The sequence below is a fragment of the Microbacterium gorillae genome (genome assembly GCF_050990725.1).
GTDB lineage: Bacteria > Actinomycetota > Actinomycetes > Actinomycetales > Microbacteriaceae > Microbacterium > Microbacterium gorillae_A.
Map to the genome: position 1 here is coordinate 1,895,952 of NZ_CP158844.1, position 22,706 is coordinate 1,918,657.

Genomic DNA, 22,706 nt, shown 5'->3' on the forward strand with positions numbered 1-22,706 from the left:
CACGCCATGCCCGATGCCCTGGATGCCGTCCCCGAGATTCGTCGCGGACTGCTCTCCGATCAGATCTACGACCTGCTGAAGCAGATGATCAAGGGAGGAACGCTGGCCCCGGGGGAGCAGCTGGTGGAATCCGGCCTCGCAAAGAAGCTGCAGGTGAGTCAGGCCCCGGTGCGTGAGGCGCTGAAGCGGTTGACCCACGATGGACTCGTCTCGCACGTTCGACACCAGGGATCCTTCGTCGCGACCTACTCCGACGAGGAGATCGAGCAGGCGCGCGTTGCCCGTGCCGAACTCGAGACCCTCGCGGGGCGCCTCACCGCGGGCCGGCTCAGCACGGAGACACGCGAGCACCTCGCGGGCCTCGTCGCCCAGATGCATGATGCCGCCGAGGCACGGGAGCTGGGTCGGTTCCGCGAGCTCGACTTCACCTTCCACCGCGCGGTGATCGAGGCGAGCCGCAACGTCTACCTGCCGCGCATGTGGGACATCATCGAGCCGAGTCTGCGCTCGCTGCACCTGCTGGGCGACCCGGACTTCGTCGGCGATTGGGGCATGGTGGCCGACTGGCATGACGAACTCCTCGCCGTTCTCGACGCCGGCGACCCCGACGCTGCGGCAGCGCTGTTCCGCGCGCACGCTGCGGGGACGCTCCGCGACATGGTCGCCGGGTCGCCAGACTCCGCGGACTGAGTCGGTTCGGGCTCAGAAGCCGTAGAGCCTTCGGGCTGTGGCGCCCCAGAAGTCGTCAGCGTCCGCGGCGTCCTCGCCCCACGCTGCCGCGGTCAGCGTGACGATCGTCTCGTGCGGTGCGACGCGGGCCGACATGGGCCAGTCACTGCCGAATAGGAGCCGATGATCGCCGAAGCTCTCGCGGGCGTGCGCGAAGATCTCGCGCACCCTGTCATCCGGCGAGGCGTGACGGATCACGCTGGACACCTTGGCATGGGCGGTCGGCAGGGAGGCGAAGTCCGCGAGCGCTCGGTGCCAGTTCGTGTCGGGCTCGGCGAAACCCAGTCCGAGATGGCAGAGGACGGTGCGCAGTGCGGGATGTCGCGCGGCGAACGCGGTGGCGGCGGGAAGCTGTTCCGGACGCAGCAGCAGCTCCAGCACGAGTCCGTGCTCGCTCAGTCCCTCGGCGAGCTGGTCGAGCCCGGGGATGTCGGACAGATCTGCCCGGGCTGAGCCCGCCGCCAGACGCACACCGGCGAGGTGTCGCCACCCGGGTTGCAACACGCCCGCCCAGCCGTCGGCGCTGGGCTCGTACTGGCCGACTAGGCGCACCGGGCGTGTGGACGTGGAGGTCTCGGCCTCGAGCCACGTGAACTCGCGAAGCGTGTTTGCTGCCTGCACAGCCACGGCGCCCACACCGGCCGAATTCGCCCGCTCGAGATCGCCGATGAGGACGCGAGGCGGAAGATCGAGGTCGGCGCGGAACCACGGGAGAGCGAACGCGTCGACATCCCAGAGGTGAACGTGTGCGTCCAGATGCGCGTGCGGCGAGTGACGCGGTGGGGTGCCGGTCTCTGAGACCCGCGAGACTTCCGTCTGTGGGTGACGATCGGCGCATTGCGTGGATTCTCGCCCACAGATGGAAGTCTCGCGGCTGGTGGGGAGCGCGGTGGGATCAGACACGGGCGAGGTCCTCCCACAGGTGTTCCGGGACGTCGGCGGCGACGTTGGCGACGAACGCGTCGACCTCGTCCGGGGTTCGCGCGCCGACCACCACCGCATCGACGCCGGCGAGCCGGAGGGCGTAGTGCACGGCGGCGTCCGACAGGCGAACGCCCGCGTCGGCGGCGATCTCGGCCATCCGACGCGCACGCTGCTGCATGTCGGTGGACGCTTCGCGATAGTCGAAGTAGGGCGAGCCGATCGGGTCAACCAGGATGCCGGAGTTGAACACGCCCGCGGCGATCACGCCGACGCCTCGCTCCCGAGCCGCCGGCAGCAGCTCACCCTCACCGGTGTGGTCGAGCAGGGTGGTGCGTCCGGCGATCATGACCACGTCCGGATCGCTCTCGCGCACGAACCGCGTCAACGGCTCCGGCCAGACCATACCCACCCCGATCGCCCGAACGACGCCCTCCGCGCGAAGCTGATCCAGCACGGGCATCGCCGTGCTCAGCGCCTCATCCACGTCCAGGGGGTCGTGGAGGTAGAGCAGATCGATCCGATCGGTGCCGAGCCGGCGGAGGCTGCCCTCGACGCTGCGCAAGACGCCGTCCGCGCTGAGGTCCGGTCCGGTGGATGCGCCGACGGCTCCGACCGCTGCGGCACGTCCGTCCTCGTCGAGGATCTCCCGTCCCACCTTCGTGGCGATGCAGACCCGGTCTCGCGCAACATCGGCGAGCGCACGTCCGAGGCGACGCTCGCTCTCTCCCGCGCCATAGTGCGGTGCGGTGTCGAAGAAGCGGACGCCGTGGTCGATCGCGCGTGCCACCGTGGCGGCGCATTGATCGTCGTCCACCGCCGAGAACAGGTTGCCGAACGGCGCGCAGCCGAGACCGACGAGCGTGGCGTCGTCGGCCTCGGTGCGCAGCGGCATCAGCGCTGGGCGGAACGCCACGTCTCGTATTCCTGACGGCTATCGGGGGTGAGCGGGTAGTAGTCGCTGAGCCGGGCGCCCTCGTCGAGACGCATCCGGCTGAAGCTCTCCCACTCTTCATGGTCCACGGCGTCTTCGGCCACGGCGGACACCATCGCCTGCGGAACGATCACGGCGCCGTCGTCGTCGGCCACCACGACGTCGCCGGGCAGACACAGCGCTCCGCCGACGGCCACCGGCACATCGAACGCCCACGGGAACAGCTCCGACTGGGACGCGTAGTGCGGCGTGACTCCGGTGGACCACACCGGAAGGCCGATATCGGCGATCTTTCCGGAGTCGCGAATGCGACCGTCCACCACCATTCCCACGCCGCCGCGGCGCTGGAAGTAGCGGGCGAGGATGTCGCCGACGCAGCCCGAGTGCGCGCTGCCGTACGCCTGCACAACGAGCACATCGTCGGGCTGGATGCTCTCCAGCACCTTCCACAGGGCCGTGTGCTTCTCGACGTACTCCTGGCCCAGACCAGAGGCGAGGTCCTCCCGCTGCGGCATGAACTGGAGCGTGACGGCATTGCCGACGATCCGCTGGCCGGTGCGCAGGGGGCGTGGTCCCTCGATGAAGGAGTGCCGGATTCCCAGGCCGTGCAGTTTCGCGCAGGCGGTGGCGGCGGAGACGCGTTCGAGCGACGCGAGGGTGGCGGCATCGGCGCGGCGGAACTCGGGACCTCGAACGGGAAGCTCGAACTCGGGGCGGATGAGGGTGGCGGTGTCGGTCATGATCATTCCTTCGGTGCGGACGCGTCGGCACGTCCGTCGTGGTGGGGGCGAGTCGTCTCCGACTCGACGGTGAGGGTGAAGCGAGCGGCGTGGGCGGGGGCGAGTTCGACGATGACGGTGCCGCCGGAGACGTCGTCGGATCGAACGGTCAGCTGCTCGCGCGGCGACGCGTAGGCCTCGCTGCGCCCCGGGTAGGCGCTCGTCGCCACACCCTCCGAGCGCACCGCCGTGATGCGCTGGAGCCCGAACGACGACGCGATGATGCGAACCCGGCGAACGTGCACCTGTGACAGGTTGACCAGCTCCACGTCCACCTCGCCCTCACCGAGACGCGTGACGAGCGCCGCCACATCGAGGGGGAGTCCAGGCCGACCCCGGTCCTCATCGCGGTACCGCAGCGCGGTGAGCGGCAGCCCGCCGTTGTAGAGGATCTGCGGCGCCCCCGACACCAGGTGCGAGAGCACTTCGGTGACCACGGGGTTCACGCGCTGCCAGAAATGCAGGTGAACGGTGGTGGGGTCGATGTCGGCGTCCGTCATCAGGGCGACGCGCCGCGACACCTGACCCAGCGCCATCTCGAGCGCGTGCACCGGATAGTCCGGAGCATCGCCCAGGAGGAAGCTCAGCCATGCCGCTTCGTGCCCGGCCTCGGCCTTGTCGCGGAATGCGATCACCTCGGCAGGGTCATGGGGCAGTCCGCGAAGCAGGGTGCGCAGGCGCGCCAGGTCGGCATCGTCGCGGCTGAACCACCACAACCAGAGAGGCAGGTCGAGGCGCGGCGGGCCGTAGTCGAACCACCCGTCGCGACCGTAGCGGTGCGGCACCAGCATGCCGCGCCGGTCGGCATACTCCCCGTACCGCTCCTTCCAGCCGCCCGCGAGACTGAAGCCGGATTCGACCACCGATCCGGAGATCGCGTGAGCGAGAGGGGCGTCCAGAGTCGCCCGGGCCAGATCGAGCGCTTCGTTCGACCCCGTGACGATGGCGTGGTTGATCGCGGCGATCACGGTGGCCATGCCGATGGTCTCCAGACCGTGCGGCCAGGTCCAGCCGTAGTGTCCGCCGTGCCAGGCGCCGTCGTGTAGCCCGCCGACCAGCCCATCGGGGGAGACGTTGTCGGGAATGATTCCGTCGTTGTCGGATGCCCGACGACGCCAGCCGTCGATGTAGTCGATCACCCACTGCGCTGTCGCCGAGTCCCCGTCGTAGAGCCAGCGGTTCACCGCGAGGGTCGTCGCGGCCAGGTTCACGGCCACGTCACCCGCGGCACGGCGCTGCATCTCCTGACCCATCCGGCGAGCGTTGTCCTCGTCGGCGAGGTCATCCCACACCTCGATACCGGGAAGGGAGTCCAGGGGCAGGCCGTACTTGCGCATCTCGGGTTGGTCGGCCCGGTACGCCTGCCACTGCGGACCGAGTCCGGGCAGCGGTCCGAGCGCACCGTTGTGCGGTGCCCGAATGATGTTGTGCTCCGCGTCCCAGTTGCCGTGGCGCGGATCCGTGTACAGCTCCGAGAACCGGCGAGCACGTTCGGCGAATGCCGCATCGTCGGGATCGGCCGCGGAGAGCGCGTACAGGAAGATCAGCGACTCGCCCTGGTGGAACCAGTCATAGCCGTTCTCGTACTCGTCCGTGAGCATGCCGCCCTCGGTGAGCTGGGCGGTCACACCCTCCCAGTGCCGCTTCGCGGACGCGAGGATCTCGTCGCTGCCGCCCAGCGCATAGAAGGTGGGCCAGTTGAAGAAGGGTTCGTACAGGTCGTCCACGCCATCACGGGAATCGAACTCGGGAGTGCGCAGCACGCGACCATCGGCATCGCAGAAGCGGGCGTCGAACACGCGCCACGCCTCCTCCACGGCGTCGAACAGCCGCCGCTCCAGCACCGCCCAGGCGGGGATCCGGGCGAGCGGATAGGTGAGGACACTCATCGGGGGGATCTCCTGGTCGGGGTTCTCGGGGGTCATCGTCGGTTCATCCCTTCGTGGCGCCGGCGACCAGGCCGCCGATGATGTGGCGCTGCATGATGATGAAGAAGATGACCGCGGGTGCGATCGCAAGCAGCAGCGTGGGGAACACCGTGGTGTACGACGTGCTGTACTGGCTCACCGCCGAGTAGACGCCCGTCGTCACCGTGTACAGACCCGAACTCGGTCCGAGGATGATCTGCGGACTGACGAAGTCGTTCCACACGCTGATCGAGTTGAGCACCATGATCGTCGCCACCACCGGACGCATGATCGGGAAGATGCACAGCCAGAAGGCGCGCATCCGCCCCGCGCCATCCAGGGCGGCGGCCTCGTCAATGTCGCGTGGCACCGTTCGCAGGTAGGCCGCGAACAGGAAGATCGTGATGGGCAGCGTCGCGGCGGTCTCGAACAGCAGGAACCCGGGAATCGTGTTGATGAGGCCGAGCACCCGCAGCACGAAGACCACGGGGATCAGCGTCACCTGACCGGGGATGAACATGCCCGACACGAACAGCAGCAACAGACCCAGGTGCCACTTCGATCGGCCGCGGGCGATGACATACGCCACGGGGGCGGACAACAGGATGCCGAACACGTTCACCAGCACCACGAACAGCAGGGTGATGCCGTAGGCCGCCACCACATTGAAGCGCTCGGAGGTGATCGCCGCCCACAGGTACTCGAACGTGAGCGTGTCCAGCGAGAAGCCGAGGGGGTTACGGATGATCTCCTGCTGCGGTTTGAACGCGTTGATGATCATGATGTACATCGGCACGAGCATCACGAGCGCGAGCGCGGACAGCACGACCCACGTCAGCGCGGTGAGCAGGCGTGGACGGCGGATGCGCCGAGGGCCGGAGCGGCGCCGACCGCGACCGTCGCGTGCGGCGAGCGTGCGGGTGTCGGTCGGCTCCTCCGCGAGCGCGACGGTTCCGTCGGTGATCAGGGCCATCAGTCGGCCACCTTCTTCTCGGCGCCACGACGGGCGAGGGTGACGCCGAGCCCGAGCACGGCGGTGATGATGAGCAGCACGACCGACTGCGCGGCACCGAGGCCCAGCTTCGCGTTGGCGAACGAGTCCTTGAGGATCTGGAACACGATGGTCTGCGTACCGGCCGCGGGCCCGCCGTCGGTGAGGGCGAGCACGACGTCGTACACCTTCAGCAACCCGACGAGGGTGAGCACGAGATTCACCGTCAGCACGGGCGCGATGAGCGGCACGGTGACGTTGCGGAACTGCTGCCACGGGCTGGCGCCGTCCACGGTCGCCGCCTCGTAGTACTCCGTCGGCACCGACTTGATGCCCGCGATGTAGAGGATCATGTTGAAGCCGAAGTGCGACCACACGATGGTGGCGATGACGCTCGCCTTCGCGAAGCCGATGTCCGTGAGGAACGGCAGGGGATCCAGTCCGATGGCGCCCAGCACACTGTTGACGGCTCCCTGCGGGCTCAGCATCGCGGCCCAGAGGAATCCGATGATCAGGGCGCTGATGATGTACGGGTAGAAGAAGATGGTGCGAATGACGGTGTTCGCGCGTCCCGGGCCGGAGATGAGAGCCGCGACGGCCAGCCCCAGCACATTGCATGCGATCGTGCCGAAGAAGGCGACCACGGCGGTGAAGATCGCCGCGTCCGTGGTGCGCGGATTGCGGAACGCGTGCGTGTAGTTGTCCAACCCGATGAAGGTGAAGTTGAGGCTGTAGCCGTTCCAGTTGGTGAGGCTCAGCACGAACGCGAGGATCATCGGGACGATGAACATCGCGACGAACACCAGCACGGCTGGCGCGCCCATCAGGAATCCGGGGACGCGCGCACGCCAGCGCATCGCGGGGGAGATTCGCCGCGGCGGCGCGGCAGGACGGTCGAGTGTGACCATAGGAGGCTCCATCACGTGAGCGGGGCGCCCGGATCACCGGGCGCCCCGAGGGTCATTGCGCGTTCGCGACGAACCAGGAGTCCAGCGCGCTGTTGACGTCGGCGGCCGAGGTGCCGCCGAGGAGCGCCTGCACCTGGGTGTTCAGCTCGTCGGCGTATCCGGCGGGCATGGTGCGCTCGCCGTAGCCGTTTCCGGTGGGCGTGTAGCTGGAGGCGGGGGTGTCTGCGACGATCTGCAGCAGCTCCTTGGCCAGATCGTTCATCTCGTACTCGTATCCGTCGCGGTAGTTGCCGTCGACCTGAAGCTGGTCGACGACGGCCGTCTGGTCCGTGGCGAGGTACTCCACGACCTTGAGTGCGGCCTCCTGGTGCTCGCTGGACTTCAGGATCGAGTAGGGGCTCGCGATGTTCGCGCCCATCGCCGGGTTCTTCACCGATGCATCGGCGGGACCGGCGAAGACGCCGATCTCCGGCGGGTTGTCGGCGTTGGCCTCGGCCGCGGCGAACCAGCTGCCCATCGGATACAGCGCGCTCTTGCCGGCCAGGAAGCTCTGCTCGGCATCGGGGTACTTGATTCCCAGCGCGTCGGCGTTGAGATAGCCCTTCGCCACCCAGTCGGCGTAGATGTCCGTGTACGCGCCGGCGGTCTTGCTGAAGGTGAGGTCGCCGGAACTCATCTCCTGGAACCAGTCCGGGTTGTCCGCCACGACGGAGGGGAGTGCGAGCGCCTGGTAGGACATCTGCGACATCCAGTCGCCACCGGTCTGAATGGGCGTCCAGCCCGCGTCCTTCAGCTTCGCCAGGTCGGCGGTGAACTCGTCGAGGTTCTTCGGCGTCTCGGTGATGCCGGCCTCCTCGAAGGCGGTCTTGTTGTAGAACCACAGGCTCTGCAGCTGGATGCCGACGCCGGCCATGTACTGCTTGCCGTCGATGGCGTACTGCTCGGCCAGCGGGCCGTTCGCCGCCCAGTCGTACGCGGACAGGTCGACGAACTCCTGAGCGAGCTCAGGCGTGGGCGCGAGCGACTGGACGATGTCGGGAGCATCGCCGGATGCCAGCAGCCGCGGCAGCGCCTTCTGCACGCCGTCGGCGCCCGGGCTCTGGATGACCACGTCGATGTCGGGGTTGGCGTCCTCGAACGGCTTCACCAGCTCGTTCCACCATTCCTCGGTGAGGTTGGGGGTGATGTTCACGAGGACACGGACTTCGGTCGTACCACCGGCGTCTGCGTCGCCGCCGGAATCACCCGAGCCGCCCGTGCTGCATCCGGTGAGCGCGGCTACGGCGAGCAGAGCGATGCTCGTCGTCGCCAGGGAACGTTTCTTGATCATCGTCGATCCTCTCGTCTTCGAAAGCTCCGGGGGAGGAGGTGAACACGACGATAATCGATAATCGGTAGCGCGTGCAAGACTTTGTCTCAAACATCGGATCACTTCGTGCCCGAGTGGGTGGCGGAGCGTGTTCGTGCCCTAGCCTGATGCGACGAGAGGAACCCATGCTGCACATACATTTCACCGGAGACTCCATCACTGATGCCGGGCGGGATCGCACCGATCCCACTTCGCTGGGCGACGGGTACGTGTCGCTGGTTGCGCGGGCCCCGGAACTGGAAGGCGCCCGTTTGAGCAACTCCGGGATCGCGGGTAATCGAGCGATCGACCTGGTCGAGCGGTGGGAGCGAGACGTGCTGGCGGCGCGACCGGACGTGCTCTCGATCTACGTCGGCATCAACGACGTCTGGCGGCGGTTCGACAGCGGCGACCCTACGACGGACGAGGATTTCGCCGCGCGGCTCCGCGGCGTCTTGGATCGCGTTCCGGCGGGTGTGCGGGTGCTGATGGTCGAGCCGTTCCTGCTGCCCGTGACCCCAGACCAGAACACGTGGTTGCCGGAGCTCGCTGGGAAGCAGCGTGTTGTCGAGGAGCTCGCACGTGAGTACGGCGCTCAGCACGTTCCCTTGCAGGGCCGGCTGACGGAGGCGGCAGGGGAGAGCCCCGCCGCGTGGGCGCCGGACGGAGTCCATCCCTTCCCGCAGGCCTCGCACCTGATCGCCGACGCCTGGCTGGAGGGATACCGCCGACTCACGGTCTGAATCGTGCCGACGCGTATTACGGTGGGGGCATGAGTGGGCGGGACGCGGCGGACAGCGCCGAGCTGAGCCGACTCCAGCGCGCCGTCTATGGTCCCGACGCCGGAGCAGACATCGAAGTCGCACAGGGGCACTTGCTCCAGTTGCAGGCATCGCAGCCGGCCGAACGGGAACCGTTGTGGCGTGGGGAGGCGGAACCTCCCGGGCCGCCGGCGGTTTCGGCGCCGCCACGCCGCGGCGATGGGGCGGGAATGGTGGCCCGCGCGCTGTTCGCGTCGCGACCGGGCTCGCCCACAGAGCGCCTGCTCTGGGGAGGGCTCGGAGCCCTCGCCGTCGTCGTGCTCACGATCGGCGGGTTCTTCCTCGGCGCGCTCATCGCGCCGCACCCCGACCGCGTCCTGATTCCCGTCGTGCAAGCCGATCATGGGGTGGTGGGCAGTGAAGACGTCTCGGACTACCGTGAGTTCGTCGCCGGTCGGTTCAAGATCGGCATCGGCACGGTGACCTACGGCGGTCCCGGACTGCTTCGGTGCCTGTATGTCGGTGGCCCCAGCGCGGATCTGCGCTCGGAGTCCTTGTCGGGTGCGTGCTCACCCGCGAGCGCCTACGGCACCACGTGGGAGATGCAGGGTGACCTGGGAACCGGCAGCTCACTGTTCGGCCTCGGAGTGCGAGATTCGGTTCGATTCATCGAGCGGGACTCCGGGCTCGAGGTCTGGTTGTCGGGGAAGCCAACGTGAGTGCGGAATCGTCGGGAGCTGCGAGCGACAGGAGTCGAGGCGACGCAGGCACTCGCCACGCCGTCGCGGCGGGCGTGAGTCAACCGGAGCTTCGCTTCGGTCGCGTATCTGACCCCGCTCGTGTCGATGCCAGCGGTGGCGACTCCGGTGAGCAGGCGCTGCTCCGTCGAGTGTTCGGGCCGCAGCCGAGCGTGCTCGATCCTGGCGAGGCGGAGGTGGTTGCCAAGGTGATGCGACGACGAGCCGCGGATCAGGTCTCCCGTGGGCCCGCCATGCGGGACCGCCGCCGGCTCACCAGTCCACCGGTCGATTCAGGCGATGGCGTTGCCGGCGATGTGGCGAGCGCTGATGCGAGCCTCGCGTCGACGGTCGACGAATCCGAGGAGGCGGTCGAGGCGGTCGTTGAGGCAGGTCCACGGCGGTCGTTGATGCCGCGCGCTCTGTTTCGCCAGCGGCTGCGGGCGGCGGCCGTCGGCGCGGCGGCAGCGATGGGCGTGGTGGGCATCAGTGTGGTGATCTGGCTCACCTCCCAGCCGCAGCCGACGGTCGTGCTCGCAGGTGAGCCCTTGACCACCGGGGAGGTCGAGGACATCCTCGATTCGGACCTGAACACGTTTCGGGGCTTCGACATCACGGACGGGGTCTCGTTTGGCGAAGCCTACGGTGTTCGCGTGATCGGTGCCACGCTGTCCAACGCCGACTATCCGGGCGCCCTCGAGTGTCTGTGGCTTCTGGGACCCCGGGAGTTCGTCATGCCGCTGTGCTCGGGTGCCCGTGAACGGCCCGACTACCCGCGTCTCCTCGACATCTGGCGTGACGGCGACGCGTTCACCTGGAATCCAACGCCATCGGGTGATCTGCGTCTGATTCGCATCTCGGTGCAGGGTGACCGGCTGGAGATGTGGGAAGAGGTGGTGGACGGATCCGCGTGAGCTGAGCGGTTCATGCCTCAGTTTGCGGCGCGCCCATCCGCCCACTGACTCCGTGCTACGCGCTGCGCTCAGATCGTGATGGAGTCGCCGGGGTCCAGCTCGTGGAATGTGCCGCCGCCCTGTTCCGTGGCCCAGGTGAGGCGTCCGCGATGCATGGTGCGCCCGATCGTCGACAGCGTCATGTCGTGGGTCCCGAACGCTTCGCGCGGTGCGACCTCGAGCACGAAGTCGATCGCGTCGGAGATCTTCAGCCACGGCGCGCCCAGGGGCGCGGCGAGGAGCTTCACGGGCACCCCCGGCGCGGCATAGGAGTCGCCGGGGTAGTAGAACGCATCGTCGACGAGCACGCCCACGTTGTCGATGAGGGGGATCGACCGGTGGATCTCCGCGTGCACGCCGCCGAAGAATCGCAGCACGAAGGGTCCGGCCTGCACCGTGTCGCCCGGTGCGACGACGGTGATGTCGTAACCCGTGGCTGCGGCCGCAACGCCTGCGGGACCGAAGATCGGGATGCCGGGATTGGTCGCCAGGATCTGATCCAGGGTGCGCGGGCTCCAGTGGTCCTCATGCTGGTGCGTGAGCACGATCGCTGCGGTGCGAGGAATCTCGGTGAGGCTGGCGAGGAAGGTGCCCGGATCGATGATCAGCGATTCGCCGTCCTTGTCCAGGACGACGGTGGCGTGCTCGTACTTCGTGATGCGCATGGGATGAGTCAACTCCTTTTGCCCGCCCACGCCAAGCGCGGATGACCGGCAGGCGTCACGGGGGTGAACACGCCCGGGATCGACGAAGTAGGGGGCCGATTTGCAGAGCGGTCCTCCTCTCCTGCATACTAAATGAGTCGCAAGCGCGCCGGAAGGCCGCGAGAGACACTCGGCCCCATCGTATAGCGGCCTAGTACGTCGCCCTCTCACGGCGGTAACGCGGGTTCGAATCCCGCTGGGGTCACCGAGTGAGAACACCCCCGGACAGTCGTCCGGGGGTGTTCTCGTTTCCCCGGACCCCGTCGTCCGTGAGACTCGCACCCCATCGTCCGCGAGTCTCGCCCCGCGTCGCCCGCAAGTCTCACGCCCCATCGCCCGCGAGAATTCCGTCTGTGGGCGACACTCAACGCGTTTGCGGTGACCCGCGGATGGTGGAGGCTGTGTCTCAGGTGATTTATGGAAGAGCAGGGGAAGCGTCCTGAGCGGCGCAAGGGTCAGCAGTGGCATCCGGATCAGCGTGCGGAGGCGGTGCGGATCTATCGGGAGTCGAGGGGGCGCACGATTCGTGCGGTCGCGGATGATCTCGGGGTTCCGTTTCAGACGCTGTATCGGTGGGTGCGGACGGCTCGTGATATCGAGCTGGATCCGTCGGGGACGTTGACGGATGCTGCGCGCAAGCGTGTGCGGAAGTTGGAGGAGGAGAACGCTCGACTGCGCAAGGAACTCGACTTCGAGAAAAAAGCGCGCGCCTTCGTTCAGGAGATCTCTCGCCGGCGGAATGGTTCGCGGTGATCGATCGAATGAAGGCTGATTTCTCCATCCAGTACCTGTGCCGCAAGTTCGGTGTCTCCGAGTCGGGGTACCACGCCTGGAAGACGCGACCGCTGTCGGCGACAGCGCAGTGGCGGGCGGTGTTGCACGCGAAAGTGCTCGGCCTGTTCGTGCGGTCCTTGTATACCGTTGGGCACCGCAAGATCGCCGCTGACCTGAGGATAGATCACGGCTTGCCCGTGAACCCGAAGAGCGTCCTGAAGGCGATGAAGGCGATGAAGCTGATGCCCCGAGCCACCGAGGCGGCGTTCGAGCGGGCCGCGGCCCGGGCCCGGGCGAGCGCCGACCCGGAGGACCTCGTCGACCGTCACTTCTCCGACGTGCTGGAGCCGGGAATGGTGCTCGTCGGCGACATCACCTACGTCCGTACCGATGAAGGATGGCTCTATGTCGCCACTGTCATCGATCTGGCCTCACGTTCGGTGATCGGGTGGGCATCGGGTGCCAGACAGACCGCGGAGCTGGTCGTGACAGCGTTGCGACGAGCGTTGCGCAGCGGGCACGTCAAGGAGAACGCGATCTTCCACTCCGATCACGGCACCCAATACCGGTCGAAGCGATTCGCAGGGTTCTGCCGCAAGCACAGCATCCGAAGGTCGATGGGCAAGAACTTCCAGTGCTGGGATAACGCTGTCGCCGAGTCGTTCTTCTCCAAGCTGAAGCAGGAACGACTCCGCTGGCAGCGCTTCACCACCCGGGCGCAGGCCACGAACGCCGTCGCGGACTACATCCAGTACTTCAACACCGCGCGACGACACCAGAGCCTGGACTACGCCACCCCAGCCGAAAAGCTGACAGAACTCATCGCCGCGTAACCGGCAGAAAGGAAACGAGACACCAACTCCACGAAACGCGGGTCACGCTAGTTGCGCTGATTGTCACCCACAGACGGAAGTCTCGCGGGATCAGAGCGGGTGCATAGGTGCGGGCTGGGGGATCCATAGCGAGCGTCCTCACACTCTGAGCATGACGAAGAACTTCCGCTTCCTGCTTCCCGCGGCCGCCGGCGTCGCGTCGCTCCTCGTCTTGAGCGGTTGTGCTGTCACAGAGACGAGTGGCGCTCGGCCGACGAGCAGCTCCACAGACTCGGCGTCGATGAAGACGGCGAGCCTCGACCAGACCCAGGTGCACGAGATCGCGATCACCGTGGATGAGACCGCGCTGACCGAGATGATCCAGACCTACCTCGACACGGGGGAGAAGGAATGGGTGTCCGCATCCGTCACGATCGACGGCGAGACGTTCGACAACGTGGGGATCAAGCTCAAAGGGAAGTCCTCGCTGCGCAGCATCACCGTGGACACTCCGGCGCAGGACTTGCCGCTTCGCATCCGGCTCGACAAGTACGTCGACGGTCAGGAGTTCGCCGGTATCTCGGACTTCACGATCCGGTCGAACTCCAGCGAGACCTCGATGAACGAGGCCGTGGCGCTGGATCTGCTGAGTGAGGCGGGCCTCGCCTCCACGCTGGCGATCGCGACCCGGGTCTCGGTCAACGGGAGCGAGGAGGCGCTGACGCTGACGGTGCAGAACCTCGACGACACCTGGGTGGACGACTACTTCCCCGACGCAGGCGGCGACAGCGTGCTGTACAAAGCCGAGGCCGACGGAGAGTGGTCGTGGCAGGGAGAGGATGCCGACTACAGCGCCTCCTTCGACATCGAAGCCGGCGCGGACGACTATCAGCCGCTCATCGACCTGCTCGACCTCGTGAACAACGGCTCCGCCGAGAAGATCGCTGCCGAGCTGCCCGGCATGCTCGACATCGACTCATTCGCCACGTATCTCGCGTTCGAAGAGGTGATCGACAACTTCGACGACATCGACGGTCCCGGCAACAACGCCTACCTCTTCTGGGACTCGAGCACGGGGCGGTTCACGGTGGTGGCCTGGGACCACAACCTCGCATTCGGTGGCTCGCCGACGGGCGGCGGGCCCGGCGGGCAGAGGCCGGACGGCGAACAGGGCGAACGGATCGGAGATCCGGATCAGGCACCGCCGTTCGGTGGCGGCGCAGGCGCGCAGAATGCCGGTGGACCGGGAGGAATGACGCGTGACAACCCTCTCGTGTCGGCCTTCACAGCCAACAGCGAGTGGCTCGCGCTCTACGAAAGCCGCGTCACGGAGCTGGAATCCTCGCTGATCGACAGCGGGACTCTCGAGGCCAGCGTCGATGAATGGGAGAACACGCTGACCGCCGGTGCGTCTGATCTCGTCGCGGACGAGACGATCACCACCGAGGGCGACGCGATCCTGGCGAGCGCGGCGACAGCGGACTGAAACGCACGTGACCCCGGCCGCGAGATGCGGCCGGGGTCACGTGGCTGCTGGCGTATGTCAGCCCTTCAGCGCCTCGTCGAGTGCGGCGTCGTCCGCTTCGGCCTGCGCTTCGCCGCTCGCTTCCCGCCGCGCCTGACGACGGTTCCGTACGGCACGGATGATGGGCAGCACGATCAGCAGGATCACGCCGATGACCACCAGCCACGGAATCGCGAACCCGAGGGCGATCAGCAGGGCGTTCCCTGCCGCGATCAGGCCGTTCCAGCCGCTCCAGAAGCCGTCTCCGAATCCGGCGGGATCCGCCGTCACGGAGGTGGTCGCAAGACTGAGGTTGACGGACAGCGTCGACATCGCGACCTGATCCTGCAGGCTTGCGAGCTGCTGCTGCAGCGACTCGAGCTCCGCCTGCCGCTCGGCCAGGGCGCTCTCGGCCGCGACCAGGTCGGCCACCGATCCCGATGCCTTCATGAGCTCCTCGAGCCGTGCGACCGAGGTCGACAGCGAGTCCACGCGGGCTTGGAGATCCACCGTCTGCGAGGTGACATCGGTGCGGTTGATGGACTGCGAGGCGATGGTGCCGAGATCGGCGAGGTCCGCGATCGCTGTCGTGATGTCGGACTCGGGAATCCGGAGGGAAACATAGCCGTAGTCGGCGCGCACGTTTGCCGAGGCTGCCGGATCGATCACTCCGCCCCCGTTGCCGACGCTCTGCGATGCGACATAGCCGCCGTGATTCTGAGCGAAGATCGCCAGCTGCGCGGTCGCGGCCGTGATGTCGTCCACCTGCAATCCGACATCCGCCGTGGTGACGATCTGCGGTTCGACAGGTGTGACAGCCGCAGAGTTGGCGCCACCGCTCGCGGCGAGCGAGTCACCGCGAAGGGCCGACGAATCTGCAGCGCCCTCGAACGCCTTGCCCGCGTCGATGGCGGCGGCATCAGGATCGCTGCTGGCGGCCTCGGACCAGCTGGAGCCGGCGGCGGTGTCCTGAGCCACCGTGGAGGCGATCAGCTGTGGGCCGAGCACCGCGCCGGTGGCGACGACCGCGACGGTCGCCGCAGCGGTGGTCCATCCGGCCGTCAGGCGGCGACGATGGCGACGCGCGCGGTCGGTGCGATCCTGCTGCGTCTGGGCCGCGATGCGGGCGAAGACGACATCCTCCATCCGGTCGATGGTGGATTCGTCGAGCTCGGGAAGTTCGGGCTTCGCGAGCGGCGGGGTGGCCTTCATCAGCTCTCCGATTCGGTCAGGGTTGTCCGCAGGCGGGTGCGAATGCGGGAGAGACGGTTTCGGACGACGCCATGACCGACCGACAGGGAGTCCGCGGCAGCCTGATAGCCGTAGCCTTCGACGACGCACAGTCGGAAGATCTCACGGTCAATCTCGCTCATCGCATCGATCTCGGCCGTGATGCGCTCGGCCAGATCGGCGCCGATGACCTGATCCTCGACGCTCACCGTGTCGGGCACGGTCTCATCGACCAGCTCGGAGCGGTTGGCGAGGTCTCGGCGACGGGAGCGCAGCCGATTGGCCGCCTGGAAGCGGCAGATCGTCGCCAGCCACGGCAGCAGAGAAGATCCCTGCAGCTCCAGACCGGCCAGTTTCCGCCACGCCACCACGAACGTCTCCTGGGTGACGTCCTCGGCATCTGCGGCGTTCGACAGCAGTCCGTACGCGATCCAGTAGACCGGTCGGACGTACTGCCTGTACAGCCGCTGAAAGGCGTGTTCGCTGCCTCCTGCGGCCGCAGCCACGAGGTCGGCATCGTCGAGTACTGCCTCCACGCGCCCTCCTTCTGTTGTCTCTCACCTGACAGTGTGCCGGTGGCAGATATCGTCTCAGACTCCGCTGACACGGACCGCACGCGGCCGCGCGGGTCGACGTCGAACTCACGCTAGAATCGACGAAGCGAGGGGGAGTATCCCGGAAACGCGCCATCGTCATCACGAGCTTCGGCTCCGGTTGCGCACCGCTCATCGAGCGGGGGAGAGACTTTCGGTCATTCGTCATATCCCCGAAAGGCCTCCGTGATCTCCACGACCTTCCTTCCCATGCAGAACGCTCTGCTCGAGCTGCCGCCGGTGTTCGAGATCGGCTCGCTCATCGTGCTGGTCCTGATCCTCGTGGCGGACCTGCTGCTGGTGCTCAAGCGTCCGCATATTCCGTCCACCAAGGAGTCGACTCTCTGGGTGGTGTTCTACGTCACCCTCGCGCTGATCTTCGCCGTGCTGATGTGGATCTTCGCCGACGGCGAGCACGCCGGACAGTTCATCGCGGGCTGGCTCACCGAGTACAGCCTGTCGATCGACAATCTCTTCGTCTTCGTGCTGATCGTGACGCAGTTCAAGGTGCCGCGCCGGTACCAGCAGGAGGTGCTGATGGTGGGAATCATCATCGCGCTGATCCTGCGCGCAGCGTTCATCCTGCTCGGTGCGGCGGTCATCGAGCGCTGGTCGTGGATCTTCTACATCTTCGGAGCCTTCCTGCTCTACACCGCCATCAAGCAGGCGCTGGAGAACTCGTCGGACGACGAGGAGGAGAAGGAGAGCGTCGTGGTCCGCCTCGTCCGTCGAGTCATCCCCGTGACGGACGAATTCGACGGTGCGAAGATCACCACGCGCATCGACGGCCGCCGGTTCTTCACCCCGATGATCATCGTCTTCATCGCGATCGGCGTCACGGACCTGCTGTTCGCGATCGACTCGATTCCCGCGATCTTCGGCATCACCACGAGCCCGTTCATCGTCTTCACCGCGAACCTCTTCGCTCTCATGGGACTGCGTCAGCTGTACTTCCTGCTGGGCGATCTGCTGGAGCGACTGCGCTACCTGCACTACGGCATCGCGGCGATCCTGGCGTTCATCGGCGTGAAGCTCGTCTTCCACGCGATGCACGAGAACTCCGTGCCGTTCCTCAACGGCGGGCAGCCCTTCGAGTGGGCCCCGGAGATCAGCACCTGGACGTCGTTGATCGTCATCATCGCATCGATGTCCATCGCCACGGTCGCCAGCCTCATCGCGTCCGGACGTGAGCGTCGCGACGCGGCGCGTAACGTGGAAACGCTGGACTGACCCGCGGTTTCTTCGCACCAGGGCACCCGCCGCGGCGGGTGCCCTGGTGCGTGTCGGTGGTCCATGGTTGGCTTGACCGGTGATCGAATACCGCGCAGTCCACAAGGAGTATCCCGACGGCACCGTTGCGGTCGTCGACTTCTCGCTCGTGATTCCGGCACGCCGCACCACCGTGTTCGTGGGCTCGTCCGGCTGCGGCAAGACCACCCTGCTGCGCATGATCAACCGCATGGTCGATCCCGAATCGGGCACCATCCTGATCGACGGCGAGGATGTCCGTCAGACCAACCCGGTGCGCCTGCGTCGCAGTATCGGATACGTCATGCAGAACGGCGGGCTGATGCCGCACCTCACGGTGCGAGACAACGTCGCCACGGTGCCCGTCCTCAACGGCGTCTCCCGCTCCCAGGCTCGGCTGCGCGCGGGGGAGCTGCTCGAGTTGGTGGGTCTCGACCCCGACCTCGGCTCGCGCTATCCCGCACAGTTGTCGGGCGGGCAGCAGCAGCGCGTGGGCGTGGCGCGCGCGCTGGCGTCGGACCCCAACATCCTGCTCATGGACGAGCCGTTCGCGGCCGTCGACCCCATCGTTCGAGCGGATCTGCAGCGAGAGACCATGCGGCTGCAGCAGGAGCTCGACAAGACCGTCGTCTTCGTCACCCACGACATCGATGAGGCCTTCCTCCTCGGCGACCAGGTCGTGATCCTCCGCCAGGGGGCCGACGTGGCCCAGCTCGGCTCGCCGAGCGAGATCATCGAAGCGCCGGCTGATGATTTCGTGCGCCAGTTCGTCGGCCTCGACGGCGGACGCCGGAGCCTGCGCGCCAAGCACACCCCCGACGGCACCGTCCTGGTGGATGAGGCCGGCCGTGCGCACGCGCGCCTGATCGATGAGCCGGGCGGGAGCACACCATGACCTGGGTGATCGACAACCTCGGGCTCATCTGGTCGCTGACCCTTGAGCACGTGGCACAGTGCGCCCTGCCGATTCTCCTCGGCTTCGTCCTCGCGCTTCCGGTCGGCTGGGTGGCGCACCGCTACACGCGGGTGCGCGGTGTCGTCCTGAGCCTGGTCGGTGTGCTGTACGCGATTCCCTCCTTCGGCCTGTTCGCTGTGCTCTCGAGCCTGTTCGGAATCGAGTACCTGTCGCCGACGAACCTCGTGGTCGCGCTCACGATCTACGCCGTCGCCCTGATGACCCGCTCCGTCGCTGACGCGTTCGACTCGGTGGACGACGACGCGCGACAGGCGGCCACGGCCATCGGCTACAGCCGCGTGCGCCGGTTCTTCACCGTGGAGCTTCCGCTCGCCGGTCCCGTGCTGCTTGCGGGCCTTCGCGTGGCGACCGTGTCGACGGTGGCGCTCGCCACGGTCGGCATCCTGATCGGCGTGGAGAATCTCGGCTACCTGTTCACCAACGGATCGCAGCGTCGCATCGTGGCCGAGGTCCTGGCCGGCGTGGTGGCGGTGGGACTCATGGCCTGGGTGTTCGACCTCATCCTGGTGGGTCTCGGACGTCTGCTGCTGCCGTGGAACAGGCCCGCGCCCCGGGCGGCGCGGACGCGACGGGTGGTGGCGACCGCATGAATCTCTTCCTGGAGGCCTTCGCCTGGATCTTCTCGCCGGATCGGCTGCAGGGCGGCGCTCTGTCGCTCCCGGCCAACATCGGCCTGCACCTCTGGTACACGCTCGTGAGCGTCGTGATCGCGTCTGTGATCGCTATCCCCCTGGGCTGGTGGATCGGTCACACCGGCCGCGGCCGCAACGTCGCCGTCGTGATCTCCGGCATGGCACGCGCTATTCCCTCCCTCGGCCTCGTGATCCTGCTTGTGATGGTGATGGGCGTCGCGCTCAAGGGTCCGGCGGCGATCGTCGCCTTCGTCGTGCTCGCCATCCCGTCGATCCTCGCCGGCGCCTACTCCGGCATCGACGCGATCGATCGGCGCACCCTTGATGCCGCGCGCGCCATGGGAATGAACCCGTGGCAGGTGCTGTTCCGAGTTGAAGTGCCCCTCAGTCTTCCCCTGTTGATCGGCGGTCTGCGTGCCGCCGCGCTGCAGGTCGTCGCCACGGTCGCCATCGCGGCCTACGTGGGCCTCGGTGGCATCGGCTTCTTCATCCTGCAAGGGATCCAGACCCGCCGGTTCGACCAGATCCTGGGCGCGTCCATCGTGGTGGTCGTGCTCGCCCTCGCCATCGACGCGGTGCTTGCCGTACTGCAGCGCGTCGTCACTCCCGCGGGTGTTCGCATCCGCCTGACCCAGGCACGGGCCGCAGCCGTGGCCACGGCCTGACGCAAGACCCGACCAGAAGCAGTTTCGAGAAATCGTCCAACAGATCGGAGCGATCATGAACCTCACACGACGATTCGCCCTCGCCGCTCTCACCGCGGCTGCTCTCGCCCTCGCGGGCTGCGCCTCTTCCGACCCGCTCGGCGGTTCCTCGTCCACCGGTACCGACGCCACCGGCTCGGCCGCTCCCTCGGGAACGATCGTGGTGGGCTCACAGGCGTACTACTCGAACGAGATCATCGCCGAGATCTACGCCCAGGCGCTGGAAGACGCGGGCAACACGGTGGAGCGCAAGTTCAACATCGGCCAGCGTGATGCCTACATGCCCGCCCTGGAGAGCGGCGAGGTGACGCTCTTCCCCGAGTACACCGGAAACCTGCTCCAGTGGCTGGACAAGGACACCACCGCGACCGGCGACGACGACGTGTACGCCGCGCTCAAGGAAGCGATGCCGGCATCTCTCACGGTGCTGGACCAGGCCCCGGCAACGGACCAGGACTCGTACACGGTGACCGCGAAGTTCGCGTCCGAGAACGGCCTCACCACGATCGAAGATCTGGCGAAGGTGCCGAACCTCACCCTCGGCGGCCCGCCGGAGCTGCAGGATCGTCCGTACGGCCCCAGCGGTCTGAAGTCGATCTACGGCGTTGACGTCACGTTCTCTCCGACGGCCGACACCACGGTGGACGAGCTCATCGCGGGCGGCATCCAGGTGGGCAACGTCTACACCGCCGACCCGCGCATCTCCACCGACGACCTCGTCGTGCTGCAGGACACGAAGAGCATGTTCCTCGCCTCCCACGTGGTTCCCGTGGTGAACAAGGACGTGGCCGACAAGGTCGCGGACACCATCAACGCGGTGAGTGCGAAGCTGACCGCGGATGCGCTGCGTGAGCTGAACAAGGAGAGCACGGTCGATCAGAAGTCCGCTCCGGACATCGCGAAGGCCTGGCTCGCCGACGAGGGCCTCGCGGGCTGACGTCGGGAAAGAACCGCCCCGGTGCATCGCACCGGGGCGGTTCTTCGTGCCAGAGAGGGGTCAGAGCCCGGCGAGTGCCTGGTCGAGGTCGGCGATGATGTCGGCGACCTCTTCGAGACCGATCGACAGCCGCAGGGTGCCGTCGAACACGCCGACCGCCGCGCGCTCCTCGGCCGTGCTGTGCACGTGGCTGGTGGTCGCCGGGTGCAGGACGAGGGAGCGGACGTCGCCGAGGTGGGTCATGTGCGTGATCACGCCGACGGAGTTGACCACGTGCTCCGCAGCCGGACGACCACCGCGAAGGGTAATGGTGAAGACGGAGCCGGCACCACGCGGCAGGATGCGCCGGCCCAGTTCGTAATCCGGGTGGGAGGGGAGGCCGACGTAGTCGACGCGTTCGACGGCGGGGTGCGCGTCCAGCCAGGCCGCCACCTCCGCCGCAGCCGCACTGTGCGCGCGGACACGGACCGACAGCGTCTCGGCGCCCTGGCCGATGAGGAACGCGTTCAGGGGCGAGATGGTGGGGCCGAGTCGCGACGACACGACCTCGCGGGCATAGGTGATGCGGGCGCTTCCGCCCGCGCGCTCCGCGATGCTGGGTTCGCCGTGACGGCCGGCAGCGATCAGATGGGGCGAGCGCGCGCCGTCGCGAGCGGCGTCGAAGTGTCCGCCGTCGATCACCACGCCGCCGAGGATCGAGCCCTGCCCGGAGAGGAACTTGCTCGCGGAGTGAATGACCAGGTCCGCACCCTCCTCCAGCGGTCGGGACAGGTACGGGGTGGAGAAGGTGCTGTCCACGATCAGTGCGACGCCGAACTCGCGGGCCACCGATGACACGAGCGGCACGTCCAGCAGCAGGTTCGCGGCGTTGGAGATGGTCTCGCCGATCAACGCCACGGTGTTGGGCTGCACGGCGTCACGCCAGGCCTGCGGGTCGCGGATGTCGGAGACGAAGGTGGTCGAGATACCGAGGCGGGCCAGAAAGTCGAGGAACAGCCCGCGGGATCCCTCGTAGATGTGGTCCGAACAGACCACGTGGTCGCCCGCACCCGCCACGGCGAGCACCGCCGTGGACATGGCGGCCTGACCCGAGGAGACCAGCAGCGCCTGCGTGCCTCCGTCGAGGGCGGCGAGCTTGCGCTCCACGGCGTCGATGGTGGGGTTGCCGATGCGGGTGTAGCCGAAGCCGGCACCGGTGGAGAAGTGCTCCTCGGCGTGCGTGAAGGAATCGAAGGGGAACCCGGCGGTGAGGTGAATCGGCACGGCGCGCGGCGTGGCCGTGGCGACGTCGGATCCGGCGTGTACCTGGCGGGTCGAGAACCCGTGCTGATCGCTCACTGGCGCTCCTTCTCATCGAGCGTGGCTCATCGCACGCACGCCCAGGATTCCAGGTGCCGCGGACAAGCCGATCATCGTGTGACAGCGCGTGACACGAAATGACGGCTTGGCGTCACATGCGCCAGCCGCGGCGCGTTACGGCGGGGCAGCGGTGGGCGGTCCGACGCCGTTCCCAGCGGTGGTAGCCTCAAAAGATGCGCGCGGGACTGCTTCTCCTTCTCCGCCGCGACGAGCCCTCGTTCTAGGCCTGCTCGTCGCGGAGCCGTTTCGTTGGGCCATCCGCCGA

General features: G+C 67.3%; 23 protein-coding genes and 1 tRNA gene. 13 read left to right on the forward strand and 11 right to left on the reverse strand.

Annotated elements, in window-relative coordinates:
• The first annotated feature begins 6 nt into the window (after positions 1 to 6).
• Complete coding sequence (locus tag ABTV68_RS08410; protein WP_433677190.1) at positions 7 to 690, forward strand: GntR family transcriptional regulator; 684 nt, start codon at positions 7 to 9, stop codon at positions 688 to 690.
• Positions 691 to 702: 12 nt separating this feature from the next.
• Here the strand turns inward: ABTV68_RS08410 and ABTV68_RS08415 are convergent, their stop codons facing one another.
• From ABTV68_RS08415 to ABTV68_RS08445, 7 genes are read right to left on the reverse strand one after another with little or no spacing between them, the layout of a single operon-like run.
• Positions 703 to 1,632 (reverse strand): amidohydrolase family protein, encoded by a 930-nt coding sequence (locus ABTV68_RS08415; protein WP_433677191.1) that lies wholly within the window; start codon positions 1,630 to 1,632, stop codon positions 703 to 705.
• Positions 1,625 to 2,566 (reverse strand): aldo/keto reductase, encoded by a 942-nt coding sequence (locus ABTV68_RS08420; protein ID WP_433677192.1) that lies wholly within the window; start codon positions 2,564 to 2,566, stop codon positions 1,625 to 1,627. Before ABTV68_RS08420 ends, ABTV68_RS08415 begins: the two co-directional genes overlap by 8 nt.
• A complete protein-coding gene (locus tag ABTV68_RS08425) occupies positions 2,545 to 3,324 on the reverse strand; it encodes a ribonuclease activity regulator RraA (protein ID WP_433677193.1) in 780 nt (259 codons plus the stop codon). Before ABTV68_RS08425 ends, ABTV68_RS08420 begins: the two co-directional genes overlap by 22 nt.
• Before the next feature lie 2 nt (positions 3,325 to 3,326).
• Positions 3,327 to 5,288 carry a hypothetical protein gene (locus ABTV68_RS08430; protein WP_433677194.1) on the reverse strand — a complete coding sequence of 654 codons (1,962 nt, stop codon included), beginning with the start codon at positions 5,286 to 5,288 and terminating at the stop codon, positions 3,327 to 3,329.
• Between the two features lie 7 nt (positions 5,289 to 5,295).
• Complete coding sequence (locus ABTV68_RS08435; protein WP_433677195.1) at positions 5,296 to 6,243, reverse strand: carbohydrate ABC transporter permease; 948 nt, start codon at positions 6,241 to 6,243, stop codon at positions 5,296 to 5,298.
• Entirely contained in the window at positions 6,243 to 7,169 is a 927-nt protein-coding gene (locus ABTV68_RS08440; protein ID WP_433677196.1) for a carbohydrate ABC transporter permease, read from the reverse strand. The genes ABTV68_RS08435 and ABTV68_RS08440 overlap by 1 nt, the downstream gene beginning before the upstream one ends.
• A 52-nt stretch (positions 7,170 to 7,221) precedes the next feature.
• Entirely contained in the window at positions 7,222 to 8,499 is a 1,278-nt protein-coding gene (locus ABTV68_RS08445) for an ABC transporter substrate-binding protein (RefSeq protein WP_433677197.1), read from the reverse strand.
• 164 nt (positions 8,500 to 8,663) lie between these two features.
• Between ABTV68_RS08445 and ABTV68_RS08450 the strand changes: the two genes are divergently transcribed.
• From ABTV68_RS08450 to ABTV68_RS08460, 3 genes are read left to right on the forward strand one after another with little or no spacing between them, the layout of a single operon-like run.
• Positions 8,664 to 9,260, forward strand: coding sequence for an SGNH/GDSL hydrolase family protein (locus tag ABTV68_RS08450; RefSeq protein ID WP_433677198.1), 597 nt, complete (start codon positions 8,664 to 8,666; stop codon positions 9,258 to 9,260).
• Between the two features lie 29 nt (positions 9,261 to 9,289).
• On the forward strand, positions 9,290 to 9,997 hold the full coding sequence (locus tag ABTV68_RS08455; RefSeq protein ID WP_433677199.1) for a hypothetical protein: 708 nt from the start codon (positions 9,290 to 9,292) through the stop codon (positions 9,995 to 9,997).
• Positions 9,994 to 10,929 (forward strand): hypothetical protein, encoded by a 936-nt coding sequence (locus ABTV68_RS08460; protein ID WP_433677200.1) that lies wholly within the window; start codon positions 9,994 to 9,996, stop codon positions 10,927 to 10,929. Before ABTV68_RS08455 ends, ABTV68_RS08460 begins: the two co-directional genes overlap by 4 nt.
• A gap of 68 nt (positions 10,930 to 10,997) precedes the next feature.
• Here the strand turns inward: ABTV68_RS08460 and ABTV68_RS08465 are convergent, their stop codons facing one another.
• On the reverse strand, positions 10,998 to 11,633 hold the full coding sequence (locus tag ABTV68_RS08465) for an MBL fold metallo-hydrolase (RefSeq protein WP_433677201.1): 636 nt from the start codon (positions 11,631 to 11,633) through the stop codon (positions 10,998 to 11,000).
• Positions 11,634 to 11,804: 171 nt separating this feature from the next.
• Here ABTV68_RS08465 and ABTV68_RS08470 point away from each other — a divergent pair.
• From ABTV68_RS08470 to ABTV68_RS08485, 4 genes are all read left to right on the forward strand, one after another.
• Positions 11,805 to 11,877 (forward strand) — tRNA-Glu (locus ABTV68_RS08470).
• 212 nt (positions 11,878 to 12,089) lie between these two features.
• Positions 12,090 to 12,425: a transposase gene (locus ABTV68_RS08475; protein ID WP_433674139.1), complete on the forward strand. Its 336-nt coding sequence runs from the start codon at positions 12,090 to 12,092 to the stop codon at positions 12,423 to 12,425.
• 8 nt (positions 12,426 to 12,433) lie between these two features.
• Complete coding sequence (locus ABTV68_RS08480; protein WP_433674138.1) at positions 12,434 to 13,279, forward strand: IS3 family transposase; 846 nt, start codon at positions 12,434 to 12,436, stop codon at positions 13,277 to 13,279.
• Positions 13,280 to 13,430: 151 nt separating this feature from the next.
• Positions 13,431 to 14,744 carry a CotH kinase family protein gene (locus ABTV68_RS08485; protein WP_433677202.1) on the forward strand — a complete coding sequence of 438 codons (1,314 nt, stop codon included), beginning with the start codon at positions 13,431 to 13,433 and terminating at the stop codon, positions 14,742 to 14,744.
• Between the two features lie 57 nt (positions 14,745 to 14,801).
• Here ABTV68_RS08485 and ABTV68_RS08490 read toward each other — a convergent pair whose 3' ends face one another.
• On the reverse strand, positions 14,802 to 15,974 hold the full coding sequence (locus ABTV68_RS08490) for a DUF4349 domain-containing protein (RefSeq protein WP_433677203.1): 1,173 nt from the start codon (positions 15,972 to 15,974) through the stop codon (positions 14,802 to 14,804).
• On the reverse strand, positions 15,974 to 16,528 hold the full coding sequence (locus ABTV68_RS08495; RefSeq protein WP_433677204.1) for an RNA polymerase sigma factor: 555 nt from the start codon (positions 16,526 to 16,528) through the stop codon (positions 15,974 to 15,976). The genes ABTV68_RS08490 and ABTV68_RS08495 overlap by 1 nt, the downstream gene beginning before the upstream one ends.
• Before the next feature lie 267 nt (positions 16,529 to 16,795).
• On the opposite strand from ABTV68_RS08495, the gene ABTV68_RS08500 reads away from it, so the two are divergent.
• The 5 genes from ABTV68_RS08500 to ABTV68_RS08520 all read left to right on the forward strand — a co-directional run bounded on the left by ABTV68_RS08500 (position 16,796) and on the right by ABTV68_RS08520 (position 21,082).
• Positions 16,796 to 17,815 (forward strand): TerC family protein, encoded by a 1,020-nt coding sequence (locus ABTV68_RS08500; RefSeq protein WP_433677577.1) that lies wholly within the window; start codon positions 16,796 to 16,798, stop codon positions 17,813 to 17,815.
• Between the two features lie 79 nt (positions 17,816 to 17,894).
• Positions 17,895 to 18,728: an ABC transporter ATP-binding protein gene (locus ABTV68_RS08505; RefSeq protein ID WP_433677205.1), complete on the forward strand. Its 834-nt coding sequence runs from the start codon at positions 17,895 to 17,897 to the stop codon at positions 18,726 to 18,728.
• Positions 18,725 to 19,399, forward strand: a complete 675-nt coding sequence (locus tag ABTV68_RS08510; RefSeq protein ID WP_433677206.1) for an ABC transporter permease — start codon at positions 18,725 to 18,727, stop codon at positions 19,397 to 19,399. Before ABTV68_RS08505 ends, ABTV68_RS08510 begins: the two co-directional genes overlap by 4 nt.
• Positions 19,396 to 20,106, forward strand: coding sequence for an ABC transporter permease (locus ABTV68_RS08515; protein WP_433677578.1), 711 nt, complete (start codon positions 19,396 to 19,398; stop codon positions 20,104 to 20,106). Before ABTV68_RS08510 ends, ABTV68_RS08515 begins: the two co-directional genes overlap by 4 nt.
• A gap of 55 nt (positions 20,107 to 20,161) precedes the next feature.
• Positions 20,162 to 21,082, forward strand: a complete 921-nt coding sequence (locus ABTV68_RS08520) for an ABC transporter substrate-binding protein (RefSeq protein WP_433677207.1) — start codon at positions 20,162 to 20,164, stop codon at positions 21,080 to 21,082.
• Between the two features lie 60 nt (positions 21,083 to 21,142).
• On the opposite strand, the gene ABTV68_RS08525 is transcribed toward ABTV68_RS08520, so the two are convergent.
• The gene (locus ABTV68_RS08525; RefSeq protein ID WP_433677208.1) at positions 21,143 to 22,420 is read right to left on the reverse strand and encodes an O-acetylhomoserine aminocarboxypropyltransferase/cysteine synthase family protein; all 1,278 of its coding nucleotides are present in this window, start codon (positions 22,418 to 22,420) and stop codon (positions 21,143 to 21,145) included.
• Between the last annotated feature and the right edge of the window lie 286 nt (positions 22,421 to 22,706).